We start from the raw sequence: 17,141 nt of genomic DNA, 5'->3' as shown, positions 1-17,141 counted from the left end.
CCTGAATGACGACGAGCCAGAATCGCCGTGCCGCTGTTGCCGTTGAAATCGCCGATGCTGTTTTCCCGACGGACAGCCGTGGACTAGGCGCTTGTCGTGGCCTTCTTCCGGAGGACGCCTATGCCCGGGCAGCCGTAGCCATCGCGGATCGCCCGCCCGCCCAGGCCATGCTCCTGACCGGATTTCCAGTCGGCGGGATTGGAGAGACCGACGGACCTCCCGGAGCGATGGCGGTCGGCCTGACGCTTTCCGCGCTGGGGTGGGACGTGGTCACGGTGGCCTGCGACACCACGGTACCCGTGGTGGATGCGCTGCTTGCCGATGTCGGCCCGGTCATTGCCGCCCCGTGCACCGAACGCGGCGCCGAGGAGGCATGCGAAGCGTTGCGCCGTGAGTACGCGCCCGATCTGGTGGTGGCGATCGAGCGGCCGGGTACCACGGCGGACGGGCGTCGATTGACCATGCGCGGCGAGGACATTACCGGCATCGCCGCCGCGCTGGACCCGCTGATGCGCGCGCCACTCTCGGTGGCGGTCGGCGACGGCGGCAACGAGATCGGCATGGGCGCCATCGCGCCCTACCTCCAGGCCAAAGGCCTCATTCCCGGCGTCAGCGTGACCCGCGCGTCGCACCTGCTGCTGGCCGAGGTCAGCAACTGGGGCGCCTACGGCCTCGTCGCCATGCTGGATATCGTGACCGGGCGCGACACGCTGCCCGACGGCGCCACCGAGGCGGCCTGGATCGAGCGGCTGGTGGCGGCCGGCGCGGTGGACGGCATGTCCCGCTCGAACTCCGCCATGGTCGACGGCCACTCGCACCAGGTCAACGCGCAGATGCTTGATCGGCTGCGGGAGATCGTCGAACGCTGCCGAGGAGCCTCAGGCGCGGCATAACCCGGTCCCGTCGACCGTTTTCACCAACGTGCGAGGAGCGTCCAGTCCCGTCTCACGTCGCGAGGCCTTCGCGTGACTCCTCCGTCATTCCGGCGGAAGCCGGAATCCAGTCCGCACGAAGCCATCGGCGCGCTCGAGGCTTGGCATCGCGCAGAACCTTAGACCCGGTCCCGTCGATTGCAATAGGCCGCAGGTAGGGGCGGTCCGGTCCCTTCTCCCCTGGTGGGAGAAGGTTAGGATGAGGGGGAAATCGGCCACGGACGCGGGCATGGCGATCACGGAACGACTCGAAACCGGCGCGGCCGTGCGGGCGGCGTGCCGCGATGGCTCGTGGACCGCGACCACCGCCGGTCTGGCCCCGGGCTACGTCCAGGCCAACCTGGTCATGCTGCCGGCGGCACTGGCCGACGACTTCGAGGCCTTTTGCATCGCCAATCCACAACCGTGCCCGCTGCTGGAGCGCACCGCGGTTGGCGATGCCGAGCCGCTTCGATTCGCTCCCGGTGCCGACATCCGCCGCGACGCCCCGCGCTACCGCGTATACGTTGACGGAGAGGCGCGCGGCGGGGAGCCCACCGATTCGCTGGCGCACTGGCGCGACGACTTGGTGGGGTTTCTGCTCGGCTGCAGCTTCACGTTCGAGGCCGCGCTGCATGACGCCGGAATCCCTCTACGCCACCTTGAGCAGGATGTGATCGTGCCGATGTTCCGCACCTCGGTCGACTGCACGCCCGTCGGACCGTTCGCCGGTCCCATGGTCGTGAGCATGCGCCCCATCCCGGCCGATCGAGTGGACGAAGCCCACGAAATCTCGGCCCGCTACCCGCGCGTGCACGGGGCGCCCGTGCACGCCGGTGACCCAGCGGCGCTGGGTATTGCCGATATCGCGGCGCCGGATTGGGGCGATCCGGTCGAGATGCGCCGAGACGAAGTGCCGGTCTTCTGGGCGTGCGGCGTCACGCCCCAGGCCGTGGCGCAGGCCTCGCGTCCGCCACTGATGATCACCCATGCCCCCGGCCACATGTTCGTGACCGACTGGCGCGACCACGAGCTTGCCGGCGACGCGCCGGCGCTCGCCTAGCCTCCAAACAACCCCTTGAGACCGGCCGGCATCTTGCCGCTGCTCATCATCTGCATCATCTGGCGGGCTTGCTTGAACTGCTTGAGCAGCTGGTTCACGTCCTGCACCGACGTGCCGCTGCCAGCCGCGATGCGCCGCCGCCGACGGCCCGTGATGATGTCCGGCGACGCGCGTTCCTGGGGCGTCATGGAGAGGATGATCGCCTCGAATCGGCGCAGTCCCTCGCCCTCAACCGCCTGCCGAACCTCCGGATCGTTCAGCGCGCCGCTCATGCCCGGCAGCATGCTCATCACCTGGCTCAGCGACCCCATCTTCTTCACCTGCTCCAGCTGATCCAGGAAATCGTCCAGCCCAAAGGAGGCCTCGCGCATCTTGCGCTGCATCTCCTTGGCCTGGCGCTCGTCGATGACCTGCTCGGCCCGCTCGACCAGCGACAGCACGTCGCCCATCCCCAGGATTCGTGAGGCCATGCGGTCGGGATGGAACGTCTCCAGCGGTTCGATGGCCTCACCCGTGCCGACGAACTTGATCGGCACACCGGTCACGGCTCGCACTGACAGCGCCGCGCCGCCCCTCGCGTCGCCGTCGAGCTTCGTCAGGATCAGTCCCGTGAGCGGGCTGCGGGCATGGAATGCCTCGGCCACGGCCACCGCCTCCTGGCCCGTGGTGGAGTCGGCGACCAACAGCGTCTCGTCGGGCTTGATGCGCTTCGAGATGCGCCCGATCTCGTCCATCAGCGCGTCGTCCACCTGCAGGCGGCCGGCGGTGTCGAGGATCACGTGACTGTGGCCTTCGGCTTGCGCGCGAGTCACGCCGTTGACGGCGATATCCAGCGGCGCGGGCCGGGTGCCCTCCTCGTGGACCGGCAGATCAACCTGCCCAGCCAGCGTGACGAGCTGGTCAATCGCGGCGGGACGCTGCGTGTCCGCGGCCACCAGCAGCGGCGTGCCGCCGCGTCCCTTGGCGCCCAGCGCCAGCTTGGCCGCCGTCGTGGTCTTGCCCGATCCCTGCAGACCCACCAGCATCACGACCGTGGGCGGGGTCGAGGCGGTCGCCAGCGGCACCGCTTCGGTGCCCAGAAGCTCGACCAGCTGATCGTTGACGATCTTGATGACCTGCTGCGCGGGCGTGACGCTCTCGAGGACCTCGGCGCCCACGGCGCGCTCGCGGATGCCCGCCACCAGATCCCGCGCCACCTTGAAGTTGACGTCGGCCTCGAGCAGCGCCATGCGCACCTCGCGCAGGGCGGCGGTGACATCCTTCTCGGAAAGCCGCCCGCGGCGCCCCAGGCGCTCAAACACGCCCCCCAACCGCTCGGTCAGCGTGTCAAACATCTGTGCTCGTCTGGCTAGGCGTGGCGGTCCTCCTGCGAATCCCGGCCGCTGCTGATGAGGCTAGCGAATTTGGTCCGATCCCCTCTCCCTTGACGGGAGAGGGTTAGGGTGAGGGTGCAGGCCCCAGCAAGCACGGTGACCTACGTCCGTCGATTCTACGCGGCTGCACCGTGCATTGCCGTTTCGGTAGCATGGCGGGCGGCGCAACGCCGCATGGGGCATTCGTCTAGCGGCCTAGGACACCGCCCTCTCAAGGCGGAGATCGCGGGTTCGAATCCCGCATGCCCTACCAGTCATCGAGTCATGCGACGAGTACGCCTCCGCGGTTGAAGAAAGCCGTCGCCGACCTGCCGGACGCCGCCGCTGGGCGCAGGCGCCGCAGATCACCTGCGCGCCCGGGTTGTTCAACGTGGACGCCCCGCACGATTACGCCAGTTGCCCCGCCTGCCTTACCCGAATATCATGAACGTAAGGAGGCTGCCATGCTCGTCAAGATCACCTCGAAGCGTCAGGTCACCTTTCCCAAGCGCGTACTGGACGAACTTGGCGTGGGGCCAGGGGACCGGCTGGAGCTGCTGGAGGGACCCGATGGGTTCACCCTACGCCCAAAACGGATCGACTATTCCAAGCTAGGAACCCTCAGCGACAAGATAAAGCCCGGAACTCCGCCCTTCGATATCCGCAAGTTCAGGGACCAAAGGGAGCAAGGGCATGGCCCTTCGCTCCGGAGTTGACACTTCGATCTTGGTCAGGTTGGTCGCGAGAGAACCGCAAGAGGACTTCGAGCGCTGCGTGAGCCGGCTTGGCGGCCTGATTGAGGAGCGGGGATGTGAGGTCTTCGCATCCAATCAGGCCATCGGCGAGGCCTTCGCGGCACTCATGCACCACTACGGCGTCGCCAGTGCCGACGCCCGATCCGGGCTTCTGGATGCGCTGACCAGCGGTCTCGTCGCTCCCCTGAACGGCCCAGCCGTGCTCGAAGCCCTCTCGGCGACGGGCGATCCCGGCCTCTTCGACCGACTGATCGTCAATGACTATTCCCAAGCCGGCTTGGAGACCCTGACGTTGGATCGCAGTATGGCTTCCCTCTCCGGGGCGCAACGCCTCTAGACGAAAGTCTTGCGGCGGTAGAAGCTGAACAGCCCTGGCCTCAACGACAGGCCACCGACGTCACCTGCCTCTTCCCGCCGCGGCCGTTGCTCGAGGAGCTCGGTCACGCCGAAGGGCAGCGCGGATCGATTTAGGCTGTCAAACCGCGATGCGCCCCGCCAATGCTCGTGCGATACGGAGCGAGTGAGCCGGTGGTCGAAGAGCCGCCTATGTCCGCGTCGAGTCAAACTTGAGGCATTCCTCGCAGACCGACTTCGGCACCAACCCCCAGCGAATCATGTAGTTGAACACAAAGCATCCGGCGCAGAAACCCAGAAATGACTCAAGCGCGGCAAACACGGTCAGCACGGCCAATACGGCGCCGGCCGCCACCGACAATCCGGCGGCGAAGTGCAGCACCAGCGCGGTGATGGAGAAAATAAGCCCCACCGTTTGCGCAAAGCGCTTGGGCGGCCCGGGGACTAGCCGCTCTTTGGCGATCCGCGGCGCGATCACCCTGGTCGCCAGCAGGCCCATTGGGCTAAGCGTAGGGCCGGTGGCTACTCTCGCCAGAAAGCCATACGCAAGAATGAACATCAGCCACCACTGACCGGTTACCAATACAGCAATGGACAGGATGACTACCATTCCGGCTACGATTCTTGCAGCTACTTCGTTGACCGGATTCGGAAAGCTGAAGATATTGCGAAGCCAATGTGGAATATGTTCGTCTAGGCGCTGCGTAATCACTGGTTGAGCCTCGCCTCCTGCGCATTTAGGCCGAGATCATACATCGGTTCACATTCGGCGCTGTGGCGGCACACCGAACCGGCAACCTCTGGCGCGTCGCCAGCCGATCAAGCAGTTGGAATAGTCGGCGCGCTCCGGGGTTGAACTGGCGGGATGGGGCGACCCCGGCGTGATGTGCGCGGAGAAGGCCGCGTCCGCCGCCGTGACGTTGCACCAAGAGAGGCCGAGCGCCTGAAGCATGGCAACGTCCGGCACGGGGCGCCACTGGCTCAGGGCGCCGGCAAGGCCACGCGCTGGACGAGCGCGCCTCGCGCCGGGTCTTCCTAACTCTTCTCCGTGAACTCCAAGCTGGCGAACGCCGGCTGACAGAACGAGGGGCGCTCGCCGTTCCTGGTGAGACTGCTCTCATAGCTGCACCGGCTCACTTGCCACAGTGACTTGCGCCGACCCTCCCCGTGTGACAGGCTCCTTATTGAGATAACATCTCAATAACACGAAGGGTGAGTAGGAGATGATTCGACGAATGGCGCTTACGCTCGTGGCGGCTCTGGCTCTGCCACTGGCCGTGGCCTGCGGGGAGACCGCCGACAGTCCGGCAGCGGCTGCAACATCGGCGCCCGTGACTTCCGCGGCCACCTCGCCGACGGCAGCGCCGCCGCCCCCGGCAGCAACCACGGCTCCGCACAAGCCTTCTCCAGCAGCCGAAACAGCTCGACAGCCGACAGCTCCGACCGCCAAGGCCGAAGAAGCTTCGGTGGGCGCCAGCGTCGATGCGGCACGTCCCACCCTGAAGGCCGGCGTCATCTGGCTTGACAGCCCGCTGGACCCGGTGCGGGGCGGTTGGGTTGCCAGTCAATCCGGGATGTCCGAAAACCTCTTCCGCCTGTCTCCCACCAATTTCAGGCCGGTGCCATGGCTGGCGACGGCAGCCACGGACGTGGACCCGTTAGCTTGGCGAATCGACCTGCGGTCCGGCGTGAGGTTCCACAACGGCGCGGTGATGGATGCGGAAGCGGTGAAGGCGTCGCTGGAACGAACGATCCGGCTATCGGAAGCGTCCGCGAACGCGCTGGGGATCGAGAGCATCGCGGTGAACGACGAGCAGACCATCACCATCACCACGCTGGAGCCTCGACCCACGCTGCCCGGCCTGCTGACCAATCCGGCGGTGGCCATTACCGATGCCGCGGCTGCCGACGCCGCCGGCGAGGACAACTTTCTGCAGGCCCGCGCCCTGACGGGGCCTTACATTCCCACCGAGTACATCCAGAAGGAACGCCTCAGCAGCGTTGCCAATGACGATTACTGGGGCGGTGCTCCGCCGCTGGCCGGCATCGAACACTTCGCCATTCCGGACACCAACAGCAGGGAACTGGCCCTGCAGGCCGGCGACATCGACGTTGCCGTCAACATATCCCCGGAAGGGGCCCAGACTATAGACGCCCATCCCGAATTGGAGAGTCGTACCGCCGGAATAGGCGCCGCGGCGGTGATCTGGTGGGTCAACTTCGAGCGGCCGGCGCTGTCCGATCCTCTGGTGCGCCGGGCGGTGAGCCTTGCCATTGATCGCGAGAGCATCGCGGGGCTGATTGCGCCTGCCGGATCCGGGTCATTTGCCGACTTCCTGTTGCCCGATGCCCTCGCGTCCTGCCCCGGCGTCACCACCCCGGGTTTCGACCCTGCTCAGGCCCGCGAACTACTGACCGAGGCCGGCTACGTCGACACCGACGACGACGGGTTTGTGGACAAAGACGGCAGTCCTCTGGAAATCGTCATCGGCGGTTACCCCGAGCGGTTCCAGCTGCCCGTCATGGCCGAAGCCGCCCAGGCCATGCTGGCCGACGTGGGCATCAAGGCCGAGGTGCTGATCACCGAATGGTCGGTTGTGAAGGATCCCGGCTGGGATCTCTTCGGGTGGTACAACAACGTGGTGGAGGCTGGAGACCCCATCCAGAACATCGGCAAGTTTGTCGGGGTCAGCGCCGACGCCTCCGGTAGCGGCGCCAACAACTACGGCCACTTCCACAGCGCCGAGCTGGAGAACATCATCAGCAGCGCATCGAGCGTGGCCGACACCCAGCAACGCCAGGAAATTGCCTGCCGGGCGCTGGATGTTGTTGCATCCGAAACCGCGCTCCTGCCGGTGGCGCACCCCTACCTGGTCTACGGTGTCAGCAAGCGGGTCACCGATTTCGAGCCGCACCCGGCCAATCTCTATTTCTTCGACCATCGCATCGGTCTGAAAGCGTGAGCGAGGTAGCGGGATAGCGGGGGCGCCAAGAGCCTCTCCGGCATGGGAGCATACGTGGCCCGACGGTTGGTCACGCTGCCGCTGCTGCTCCTCGGAATCTCGGCGGTCAGCTTCGCGCTGCTGAATCTGGCGCCGGGCGATCCTGCCGAGACCGTGCTGCACCAGCGCAACCCCGGCCAGATGCCCAGCCCGGCCGCCGTGTCTGCCATGCGTGCCGAACTTGGTCTCGACGCTCCCCTCCCGGCGCAATACGTTAGCTGGATGTCCCGGGCGCTAGGGGGCGACATGGGCCGCTCCTACCTGACGGAACAGCCCGTGGCCGCCCAGTTGGCGCGCTGCACGGTCCCAACGGCCTTGCTCACGGCGGCTGCTTTGGGCCTGGCGCTCCTGCTCGCCGTGCCCATGGGCGTTCTGTCCGCCCGGCGACGGGGCGGCGCCCTGGATGTCATCGTACGCTTGGCGGCGCTGGTGGGCGCGGCGGCGCCGTCCTACGCCTTGGCCTTCGGGCTGATCATTCTGTTCGCGGTGAAACTGTCCTGGTTGCCCGCCGTGGGCTACGGTTCGGCTGCTCAAATCGTGCTTCCGGCCATCGCCCTGTCGCTAGCCCCGATGGCTCAGCTGACGCGGCTGATACGCGCCAGCATTCTGGAAGTCCTGGGGCAGGACTACATCCGCACGGCGCGGGCCAAGGGGCTGTCTGAACAGGCCGTAATCGTGGGGCATGCCCTGCGCAACGCGCTGCTGCCGGCCATTGGAGCGACTGGGGTAATGGTGGCGCACCTTCTCGGCGGCGCCGTCATCATTGAGACGATATTCACCTGGCCGGGCTTGGGGCAGTTGATCGTGGGCGCGGCCCTGACCCGGGACTACCCGGTGGTACAGGGGTTCGTAACCTACCTTGCCGTAGTAGTGCTGCTGGCCAACCTTGCGGCTGACATTGCCCTGCGCCTCGCGAACCCGCGCCTGCGCTTCGAACGGGGCAATGCGTAGCGGCCGATGACGACGAATGCTGGACGCGCTGGGGTACGACTTCCCCACCGGCCGGCCATCACCGGTCCGCGCCGCCGCAGACAGTGGATTTCGCTGCTGCGGGAGCCGGGGACCGCCCTGGGGCTTTTTCTGGTGGTGTCCCTGCTGACGGCGGGATTGTTGGCGCCCTGGAGCCCGCTGGCTGATCCAACCGAAATCAACCTGCCCAAACGGTTGCTCGCTCCGTCGCCGGAGCACCCGTTGGGCACCGATCATCTGGGTCGGGACACCTTCAGCCGAATGATCCACGGCGCGCGCACCACGCTGCTGGCTGCCGCGGCAACCCTGATCCTCAGCATGACCGTCGCCGTGACCGTGGGCATGCTGTCCGGATACTACGGCGGCTGGCCGGACACGGCGCTGATGGGGGTCGTGGACCTGCTGTTGGCCTTTCCTTCGCTGATCTTGGCGCTGGCCGTGGCGGGAGTCTTGGGTCCCGGTCTGCTCAACCTGCTGCTGGCAGTTGGCGCCGTGTGGTGGGTGGGCCACGCCCGCATTATTCGCGGGATCACCCTGGGGGAGCGACAAATGGGGTACGTGACGGCGGCACGGGCCGCTGGGGCCAGTAACCCGCGCATCATCCTCCGGCACATCGCGCCAAACATCGTCGGCCCAATCGTCGTGCTCGCCTCCCTGGATGTCGGCTGGATCATCCTGGGAATCGCCGGTCTCAGCTTCCTGGGGCTGGGGGCGCAGCCGCCCACACCGGAGTGGGGCGCCATGCTCAGCGACGCCCGCCCGCACCTGCAAACCGCGCCGCATCTCCTGCTGCTGCCGGGAGCGGCCATCTTTGTGGCGGTGTTGGGGTTCAATCTGCTGGGTGACGGCCTGCGGGACCTGTTGGACCCCCGCATCCGACGCCTAGGGGACTGACCGACGAGGATGAAGGTGCATTGGGGCTAGCCGGTTCAGGCCGGCCCAGAGTCTCAGTGCTGCTTGCGTTCGTTGCGGCAAGGCACATTGCCAGCGAGGACTGGCTTGGGCTCGCGTTCGTGATCGTCGGTGGGACACGGTTCAGCTGCGTTGGTGCGTGATAAGTCGATGCCCGCATCGCCGCGCAGACCTGCGCGGACGCGGGCCATGCGGCCCTCCTATCGTCCTATTCGCCAGGCTGTCACGCCGCCCCGCGCGTCGAGCGCCGCAAGCGCGCGCCCGTCTGGCCGCCAGTAGACGTCCGCCACTTCGCCCGCCAAGTCCGCAGCCCCTATCGGGCCGCCTTGTCCATCTTTCTGCAGCGACCACACAACCACGGCGCCATCGCGGTCCCCCGATGCCAGGCGCCTCACGCCCGGAGCGAAGGCAAGCGTCGTGACGGGTTCAACATGAAGGTCCAGAACGCCGGGCCGGGTGCCTTCGGGCCCCTGTCCCTGGAAGCTCCACACCGTCACTTCCTCCCCGCCGCCGGTGGCCAACAGGGTGCCGGTGTCATCGAATGCCAGGGCCGACGGCTTGGCCGGATATCCCGACATCATGGAGTCCTGCTCCGTCGAGCGACGCTAGAAGTGCACCGAGTTGTCCTGGCTGCCGCAGGCCACGATATCTCCGTCCGGGCTCAATACCATCGACACCAGGGAGCCCATCCACTCCAGCTGCTGGCGAAGCTCCCCAGTGGACGCGTCCAAGAACGTCACCCGGCCGTAGCAGGCCGTCGCCAACTCGTCGGCGCCGGACCACGCGATTGCGCTGACGGTGCTGGGATGATCAGGAGACCGCCAGGTTTGCACGCCATCCGCACCGTAGGTGCAAACCTGCCGGGAGCAGGAGGCCGCCAACCACCGACCGTCCGGCGACCATGCCACGTTTTCAACCCAATCGCTTCCGACGACGATCGCCTGGTTGACCTGACCATCGGCGGCGCTCCAGACGAGGACTCGGCCGTCCTGACCCGCCGTAGCGAACGCGGGTCTGCTTGGGTGGATTGCCAGCGCGAGCACTCCGCCTTGGTGGACATCAGGCTGCGCCCAGATGGTCGCGCCAGACTTGCCGTCGAACGCGAAGACGCCACCCGCGGCATCACCGACCACCAGCGCCTCACCGCGAACGGTCCAGCCCCCGGCGATGGCGTAGTCACCGACCCCCGCGGTCCAGCCCGGGCGAAGATCACCCCTCGGGCCGTCGACGTTCAAACCAGACAAGCCTCGAATCCCTGGCGCATGCTCTGCCCATCGAGGTTGCGGCCGATGAATACGAGTTGATTGCGGCGGGGCGCCTCGCCCCATTCGCGATCCGGCTGGCCGTCAAAGAGCATGTGAACCCCTTGGAAGACGAAGCGACGCGACTCACCCGCGAGGCTGATGAAGCCCTTCATGCGGAAGATGTCCACCCCGCGTTCACGGAGCAGCTCGCCAAGCCACAGGTTGAGCCGGTCGGGATCGACGTCGCCCTCAATCTCGATCGCGATCGAGCCCACTTCGTCGTCGTGCTCATGCTGTGCGACCCAGATTCGCTCGACCTCGGCGGGGACCGCCGCGCGATCCGCGTTTGTCAGTCGGAGATCGAACTCCTCCGCGAGGTGCTGGGCGTAGAGGCCAACCCGCATTGGCGAATCGACTTCCAAGACGAACGACTTGCACCCTGGGGAATCGAGCCGGAGGTTCGCGTGCTTTCCGAAAGGAATCTCTTCGCCTGGGCGAATGAGCTCCGCGGGTTCGGCGTATCGCCGCACACACCACTCCGCGCGCTCACGGAGAGTGGCGTCATCCGTGCCCTGCTCGGACACGACGACGAGCGACATCTCCGGATCGGGTCCATCGGCGAGGCAGAGTTCGTAGCGGCCGACATCGAGCGAATAGACGCCGGTCCACTCGAACGGATACTCCGGCTCGAGAAAGGTGGGACGACGCTCGAGCACCTGATCCAGGTCGAAGGCGCCGAGGTTGAGGACAGTGTCGACGGAAACGTCCGCCCGCTCACTGCGCACGACTCGCGCCATTCGATTCATGTCTCGGAGCCGAGTCTCGAGCCCGTCGAGCGCCTCGCCGTTGACCAGGTCCGTCTTGTTGAGCACCAGGACGTCTGCAAACGCGATTTGCTCCGTGCTTTCGTCGCTTCGGCCGAGTTGCTGCTCGATGTGGGCGGCATCGACCAGCGTGACGATCCCGTCAAGCGAGTACGCCGCATCTATCTCGTCGTCCATGAAGAACGTCTGAGCGACTGGACCGGGATCGGCCAGCCCCGTGGTCTCCACCAGCACATAGTCGAATTTGTCGCGGCGCTTATTGAGATTGCCGAGAACCCGAATCAGGTCTCCGCGCACCGTGCAGCAGATGCAACCGTTCGACATCTCGAAAATTTCCTCGTCAGCGTTGATGACGAGCGCCTGATCGATGCCCACCTCCCCGAACTCGTTCTCGACCACGGCGATGCGCTTGCCGTGCTCCTCAGTCAAGATCCGATTGAGCAGGGTCGTCTTACCCGAGCCGAGGAAGCCGGTGAGGATGGTGACCGGTACTTTGCTCTCCGTGTACATACAGGACCCTCTCTCGGATTTTGTTGAGATATAGTCTCAATTAGAGACTTTCGGATGGTACACACCGCCGCTGCCGCTCTCAACCAGCGATCAGGCTCGGCGCGTTCAGGCGTCGATGCAACTCAGATAGCCTCGACGACTGCGGCCCCATGGCGGCGCCTGGTGGGCGGGGGTCTCCCGGACCAATCGACGAGCAGGGCAAGAGGGCGATTCTCAGCAGACGTCAGCAAGGTGGGCGGCAGGGAGTCTCGCACGCCCCTCCTTAAGAACGCTCATCGATGTCGGAGGAAGGCAGACTCTCTAGCTGTCCGTCCGTCCGCGCCACTGCGGGTCTTGGGTGCCCGAGGCGGCGTTGGCGGCGCGGGCCATCTCGAAGAGCACGTCGGACAATCGGTTGAGAAACACCGGCGAGCCGTCCGGCGCGGGATCCGTCACCACGCGCCACACGCCGCGCTCGGCGCGGCGGCACACCGAGCGGGCCACTTGCAGCGCGGCGGCCAGCGGGTGCCCGCCGGGCAGGATGAAATGCCGCAGCGGCGGCAGCGCGTCGCGGTATTCGGCGAGCCAGCCATCCAACTCCTGCAGGGACCCTGTTGACAGTGAGGTGCTGCGAGCGCGGCCGCCGGGATTTGCCAGGTCGGCGCCGACCTCCAGCAGCCGCTCCTGGACCCAGCGCAGCCGGTCGCCCACTCCGGCGACGTCCGGCTGCGCCGCAGCGAATCCCAGCCACGAGTTGAGCTCGTCCACCGCGCCCAGCGCCTCGATCCGCGCATCGACCTTCTCCACACGGGTGCCGTCGAACAGGCTCGTTTCGCCGTGGTCGCCGTGGTGCGTCGTCACTGGGCGTCCTGCAGGAGCTCGCGCTCGAAGAAGTCCGCCGTTGCCGTCACTGCCCGGCGCGCGTTCCGGGTCAGGTAGTGCCCGACGCCGGGATGAATGGTCAGCTCGCTCGCCACGCCCGCCTCTTCGAGCGCCTCGTGCAGCCGTTCCGCCCAGCGCGGCTTGACGGCCAGGTCTGCCGCACCCTGGTGGATGGTCACCGGCCCCACCAGGTATTCCAGAAAATTGCCCGGCGATAGGGCGTGACGCAGGTCTTCCGACGACGACAGCGTGGGCAGCCGGTAGTAGTCGACCAAGTCCTCGGCCCACGCGCTCAGCGGCGCCCACATGCCCACCGGCTGCACGCGTGCGTCCACCTCGGCGGCGCGCAGCGCCAGATCGCATCCCAGGCTGTGGCCCCACATGCCCACGCGCTCGTGCTGGGCGTCCGGCAGCGAGGGGATCGAGGCGACAAGGTTGAGCACGTCGATCGCGAAGTCCAGCCGTGCGCCGAGGTTCATGCGCGAATCGTCCTCGGAGCCGCCAAGGCCCCGATAGTCGCTGGCCAGCGTGATGAAACCTCTCGGCGTCAGCTCGGTGGCCAAGGCGCGCGTGCCGTCCCCGCTCCGGTACTGCACGGGAAGCGTGAACCCGTGGTTCAGCACGACGACGGGGTGCGGACCGGCTGAATTCGGGATCGTGGCCACCCCGGTGAGCAGCAGTTCGTCTGAGCGGTACGTCATGGCGTAGGTCGTATAGCGGGGGCGCTGGTTGAGCGTGCGGTGCAAGCGGATGTCGCCGGCGCGGTAGTCCCGCGCGCGCAGCGCCTCGATGGCGAACGGCGATCCGCCCGGATACCGGTCGTCGGCGTTGCCCACCACCGACCACGCGTCGCAGGCCTGCGCGGTGCCGGCTGCCAATGCCAGGCCGCCGCCCCGCAGCAGACGGCGTCGCGAAAGCCGGAATGACGGCAAGGAGTGTTGGTCATTCGAGCGAGTCATGGGTCTCATTGAACGTGCACCATGCGGCGCCGTGACGTCAGCGGCTGCCGCCGGACTTGGCGAACTCGGCGAGCAACCGGGCACATCGGTGGCCCCCATCGTGGCATGTGAACGGTTCGGTTGCCGTGGGCAAGGCGACACATCGGGCAGTACGGGATCACCGCCCGCCGACGGTCGACCCGAGGCGCTAGGCGGTCGCGGCTTCCAGTCCGGATGCGATGGTCGGCACCAGTTGCGCGCGCACCGCGCGATCGGCCGCCAGCAGCGCGTTGGTCACGGCGGGCGCCTTGGACCGGCCATGGCCGATCAGCAGCAGGCCCTTGAGTCCGAGGAGTGGCGTGGCGCCGATCTCGGCATAGTCGATTCGCCGCCGCAGCGCGCGAAACGCCGGCCGCAGGCCAAGCGCCGCGAGCTTCGCCAGCCGGCGCCGCAGAATCTCGACCCGCAACTCGCCAAAGGCGTATTCGGCCGTGGCTTCCGCCGTTTTGATCACCACGTTGCCGGTGAACCCGTCGCACACGATCACGTCGGCCTCACCGTGGAAGATGTGGGCCGGGTCCAGGTGTCCGATGTAGTTCAGGTTGCTTGACGCCAGCATGGCCGAAGCCTCATGCACCAGCGTGTTCCCCTTGGACTCCTCCTCACCGATGCTCAGCAGCCCCACCCGGGGATTCGCAAGGCCTTGCAGGCGTTCCTGGTAGACGCGACCCATCACGGCAAATTGCACCAGGTGCCGGGGACGCGCCTCGGCGTTGGCGCCCACGTCGATCAGGAGCGGGCGCGGATCGTGTGCCGGCAGCAGCACGCCCAACCCTGGGCGCTCGACGTCCGGCAGGCGCCCTACGATCAGCACGCCGGCCGCGACAGCTGCTCCGGTGTGGCCCATCGTCACGACGGCGTCGACTTCGTCCGCGCTCAGCATCTCGGCCGCTTTGCGGATCGACGTCGGCCGCCGCGAGCGCACCGCCTCGACGGCGTGCTCGTCCATAGCCACGGCCTCCGGGACGTGCACGATCTGCCAGGGCGCCGCCTCGACGCCTTCGGCGTCCAACTGGGCCCGGAGCGCGGCTTCGTCGCCCACCAGAAGTGGCGTCACTCCGGCCTCGCGTTGTGCCACCAGCGCGCCGCGCACGGTCTCCGCCGGGGCGTAGTCGCCGCCCATCGCATCGAGCGCGATTCGGGGAGCTACAAGATGCAGCGCGCTACCTCCGCCTAGATGTCGAGGTTTCGGACCGCGTGGGCGTGATTGAAGATGAAGTGGCGGCGCTCGGCAACGTCCGTTCCCATCAGCCGCCTGAACACGTCATCGGCGTGCTCGGCGTCCGACACGCCGACGTTGAGGAGGTGCCGCGACTCGGGATTCATAGTGGTGTCCCACAGCTGATCGGCGTTCATCTCGCCCAAGCCCTTGTAGCGCTGCACGGCCACCTTGCCGGACATCTGCTTGAGGGCTTGATCTCGCTCATCGTCCGAGAAGGCGTATATCTCCCGCTGGCTGTTGGCCACGCGGAACAAGGGCGGCTGGGCGATGTAGAGGTGCCCCTCGTCGATGAGTTCCGGAAGGTTGCGAAAGAAGAACGTCAGCAGCAGCGTGCGGATGTGCGACCCGTCGACGTCGGCATCGGTCATCACGATCACGCGCCCGTAGCGCAGCTTGCTCAGGTCGACCTCGTCGCCGACGCCCGCGCCGACGGCCGTGATCAGGTTGCGGATGGCCTCGCTGGAGAGCACCCGGTCGATGCGCGCCTTTTCGACGTTCAGAATCTTGCCGCGCAGCGGCAGCACGGCCTGGAATCGCCGATCGCGGCCTTGCTTGGCGTTGCCGCCGGCTGAGTCGCCTTCCACGATGAACAGCTCGCAGCGGTCGGGGTCGCGCTCCTGGCAGTCGGCCAGCTTGCCGGGCAGCGCCATGCCGTCGAGGGCGCCCTTGCGCACCACCAGATCGCGGGCCTTTTGCGCCGCGATGCGGGCACGCGCCGCCAGCAAGGTCTTCTCGACGATGCGGCGGGCGTCGGAGGGATGCTCGTGCAGGAACGTGCTCAGTTGCTCGTTGACCACCGACTGCACGTGACCTGCCACCTCGCTGTTGCCCAGCCGGTGCTTGGTTTGGCCCTCGAACTGCGGCTCGGGAATCATGACGCTGATCACCGCCGTGAGCCCCTCGCGCACGTCCTCGCCGGTCAGGTTGGAGTCGTTGTCCTTGAGCGTGCCCTGCTTGCGGGCGTATTCGTTCAGCGTGCGGGTGAGGGCCGTCCGGAATCCGGTCAAGTGCGTTCCGCCGCTGATGTTGCGGATCGTGTTGGCGAAGGTCAGCACCTGCTCGGCAACCGTGTCGCAGTACTGCAAGGAGATGTCGATCTTCGTCGTTTCAACCTCATCCCGAATGCAGATCGGATCGGGGTGCAGCGGCGTGCGTCGCCGGGCCAGCAGCTTGACGAAGGACTTGGTGCCGCCCTCGAAATAGAAGGTCCGGCGATCGCCGGTGCGCTCGTCGCGCAGATCGATGCGCGTGTTGGCCACCAGAATGGCCATTTCCCGAAAGCGCTGCACCAGGGTGTCGAAGTCGAGGTCGAGAGTCTCGAAGATCTCTGGATCCGGCATCCACTCAATCGTCGTGCCGTGGTCTTTAGTCCGCCGACCGCGCTTGAGATCGGCGAGCGGGCGCCCGTGTCTGTACTCCTGGGTCCAGGTGTATCCGTCGCGCTCGACCTCGACCTGAAGATGCTCGGACAACGCGTTGACGATGGAGACGCCGACGCCGTGCAAGCCGCCGGAGACCTTGTAGGCGTCGCTGTCGAACTTGCCGCCGGCGTGCAGCTTGGTCAGCACCACCTCAACGGCGGGGCGACCCACCCGCGGATGCTTGTCGACCGGAATGCCGGAGCCGTTGTCCCGCACCCGCACCCGTCCGCCCGGCATCAGCGTGATGTCGATCTCGCTGGCGCGCCCGGCCAGCGCCTCGTCCACGCTGTTGTCCACGACCTCGTAGACCAGGTGGTGCAGGCCGCGCGCGTCGGTGCTGCCGATGTACATGCCCGGACGCCGTCGGACCGCCTCCAGGCCTTCGAGAACCTGAATGTCCTTGGCGCTATACGCCATTCGTCTCGCTACTCCTTCGAACGCGTGACCTCACGGATCGCGCGATGTTTTGTCTAAGCAAACGGCCGGTCGAACGGACGGCCAGACGACACTGATAGCCGCCACGGCGCGCATGTTGCGCCGCGTGGCCTGTGGGTGGTTGGGTCAAGCTGCATGTTGGCGGGTCAATCAGAAGGGACGGCGATTGGCGCGAGACCAGTCCACCTGGTCGATTCGTGAGCGTTTCGCGCTGCCAACTTGCACACTCAATGGTATCACAGTTGGGACGAAAACTGGCTCAGAGGCCGAGCTGATTTCGGTCTTGTAGCTACATTATCTCGAAGGCT

General features: G+C 66.7%; 14 protein-coding genes, 1 tRNA gene and 1 pseudogene. 8 read left to right on the top strand and 8 right to left on the bottom strand.

Annotation, left to right across the window (positions count from 1 at the left end; translation table 11 throughout):
• The first annotated feature begins 5 nt into the window (after positions 1–5).
• Positions 6–893, top strand: coding sequence for a DUF4392 domain-containing protein (locus tag OXG33_00380; protein MCY4112383.1), 888 nt, complete (start codon positions 6–8; stop codon positions 891–893).
• A gap of 268 nt (positions 894–1,161) precedes the next feature.
• Entirely contained in the window at positions 1,162–1,974 is an 813-nt protein-coding gene (locus OXG33_00375) for a putative hydro-lyase (GenBank protein MCY4112382.1), read from the top strand.
• Here OXG33_00375 and ffh read toward each other — a convergent pair.
• Positions 1,971–3,308: a signal recognition particle protein gene (ffh, locus tag OXG33_00370; GenBank protein ID MCY4112381.1), complete on the bottom strand. Its 1,338-nt coding sequence runs from the start codon at positions 3,306–3,308 to the stop codon at positions 1,971–1,973. The genes OXG33_00375 and ffh overlap by 4 nt on opposite strands.
• Positions 3,309–3,523: 215 nt before the next feature.
• Between ffh and OXG33_00365 the strand changes: the two genes are divergently transcribed.
• The 3 genes from OXG33_00365 (at position 3,524) to OXG33_00355 (ending at position 4,418) form a co-directional block, all read left to right on the top strand.
• Positions 3,524–3,600, top strand: a tRNA-Glu gene (locus OXG33_00365).
• 190 nt (positions 3,601–3,790) lie between these two features.
• Entirely contained in the window at positions 3,791–4,042 is a 252-nt protein-coding gene (locus OXG33_00360) for an AbrB/MazE/SpoVT family DNA-binding domain-containing protein (GenBank protein MCY4112380.1), read from the top strand.
• Complete coding sequence (locus OXG33_00355; GenBank protein ID MCY4112379.1) at positions 4,020–4,418, top strand: hypothetical protein; 399 nt, start codon at positions 4,020–4,022, stop codon at positions 4,416–4,418. The genes OXG33_00360 and OXG33_00355 overlap by 23 nt, the downstream gene beginning before the upstream one ends.
• A 207-nt stretch (positions 4,419–4,625) precedes the next feature.
• Here OXG33_00355 and OXG33_00350 read toward each other — a convergent pair whose 3' ends face one another.
• The gene (locus tag OXG33_00350) at positions 4,626–5,147 is read right to left on the bottom strand and encodes a DUF4395 domain-containing protein (GenBank protein ID MCY4112378.1); all 522 of its coding nucleotides are present in this window, start codon (positions 5,145–5,147) and stop codon (positions 4,626–4,628) included.
• Between the two features lie 754 nt (positions 5,148–5,901).
• On the opposite strand from OXG33_00350, the gene OXG33_00345 reads away from it, so the two are divergent.
• Genes OXG33_00345 through OXG33_00335 form a run of 3 tightly spaced genes read left to right on the top strand, consistent with a single transcriptional unit; the run spans position 5,902 to position 9,300 of the window.
• Positions 5,902–7,398, top strand: coding sequence for an ABC transporter substrate-binding protein (locus OXG33_00345; protein ID MCY4112377.1), 1,497 nt, complete (start codon positions 5,902–5,904; stop codon positions 7,396–7,398).
• A gap of 54 nt (positions 7,399–7,452) precedes the next feature.
• Complete coding sequence (locus tag OXG33_00340) at positions 7,453–8,388, top strand: ABC transporter permease (protein ID MCY4112376.1); 936 nt, start codon at positions 7,453–7,455, stop codon at positions 8,386–8,388.
• A 6-nt stretch (positions 8,389–8,394) separates the two neighbouring features.
• The gene (locus OXG33_00335; GenBank protein MCY4112375.1) at positions 8,395–9,300 is read left to right on the top strand and encodes an ABC transporter permease; all 906 of its coding nucleotides are present in this window, start codon (positions 8,395–8,397) and stop codon (positions 9,298–9,300) included.
• A 218-nt stretch (positions 9,301–9,518) separates the two neighbouring features.
• Here the strand turns inward: OXG33_00335 and OXG33_00330 are convergent.
• The 6 genes and pseudogenes from OXG33_00330 to gyrB all read right to left on the bottom strand — a co-directional run bounded on the left by OXG33_00330 (position 9,519) and on the right by gyrB (position 16,815).
• A pseudogene (locus OXG33_00330) lies at positions 9,519–10,562 on the bottom strand (PQQ-binding-like beta-propeller repeat protein).
• Entirely contained in the window at positions 10,550–11,896 is a 1,347-nt protein-coding gene (locus OXG33_00325) for a GTP-binding protein (GenBank protein MCY4112374.1), read from the bottom strand. Before OXG33_00325 ends, OXG33_00330 begins: the two are co-directional and overlap by 13 nt.
• Positions 11,897–12,196: 300 nt before the next feature.
• Complete coding sequence (locus tag OXG33_00320; protein ID MCY4112373.1) at positions 12,197–12,736, bottom strand: cob(I)yrinic acid a,c-diamide adenosyltransferase; 540 nt, start codon at positions 12,734–12,736, stop codon at positions 12,197–12,199.
• Positions 12,733–13,635: a prolyl oligopeptidase family serine peptidase gene (locus OXG33_00315; protein MCY4112372.1), complete on the bottom strand. Its 903-nt coding sequence runs from the start codon at positions 13,633–13,635 to the stop codon at positions 12,733–12,735. Before OXG33_00315 ends, OXG33_00320 begins: the two co-directional genes overlap by 4 nt.
• Before the next feature lie 268 nt (positions 13,636–13,903).
• Complete coding sequence (plsX, locus tag OXG33_00310) at positions 13,904–14,893, bottom strand: phosphate acyltransferase PlsX (GenBank protein ID MCY4112371.1); 990 nt, start codon at positions 14,891–14,893, stop codon at positions 13,904–13,906.
• 35 nt (positions 14,894–14,928) lie between these two features.
• Positions 14,929–16,815, bottom strand: a complete 1,887-nt coding sequence (gene gyrB, locus OXG33_00305; GenBank protein MCY4112370.1) for a DNA topoisomerase (ATP-hydrolyzing) subunit B — start codon at positions 16,813–16,815, stop codon at positions 14,929–14,931.
• Between the last annotated feature and the right edge of the window lie 326 nt (positions 16,816–17,141).

The organism is Chloroflexota bacterium (assembly GCA_026708035.1).
Lineage (GTDB): Bacteria > Chloroflexota > UBA11872 > UBA11872 > UBA11872 > JAJECS01.
This window is presented reverse-complemented; position numbering and strand designations above follow the sequence as displayed.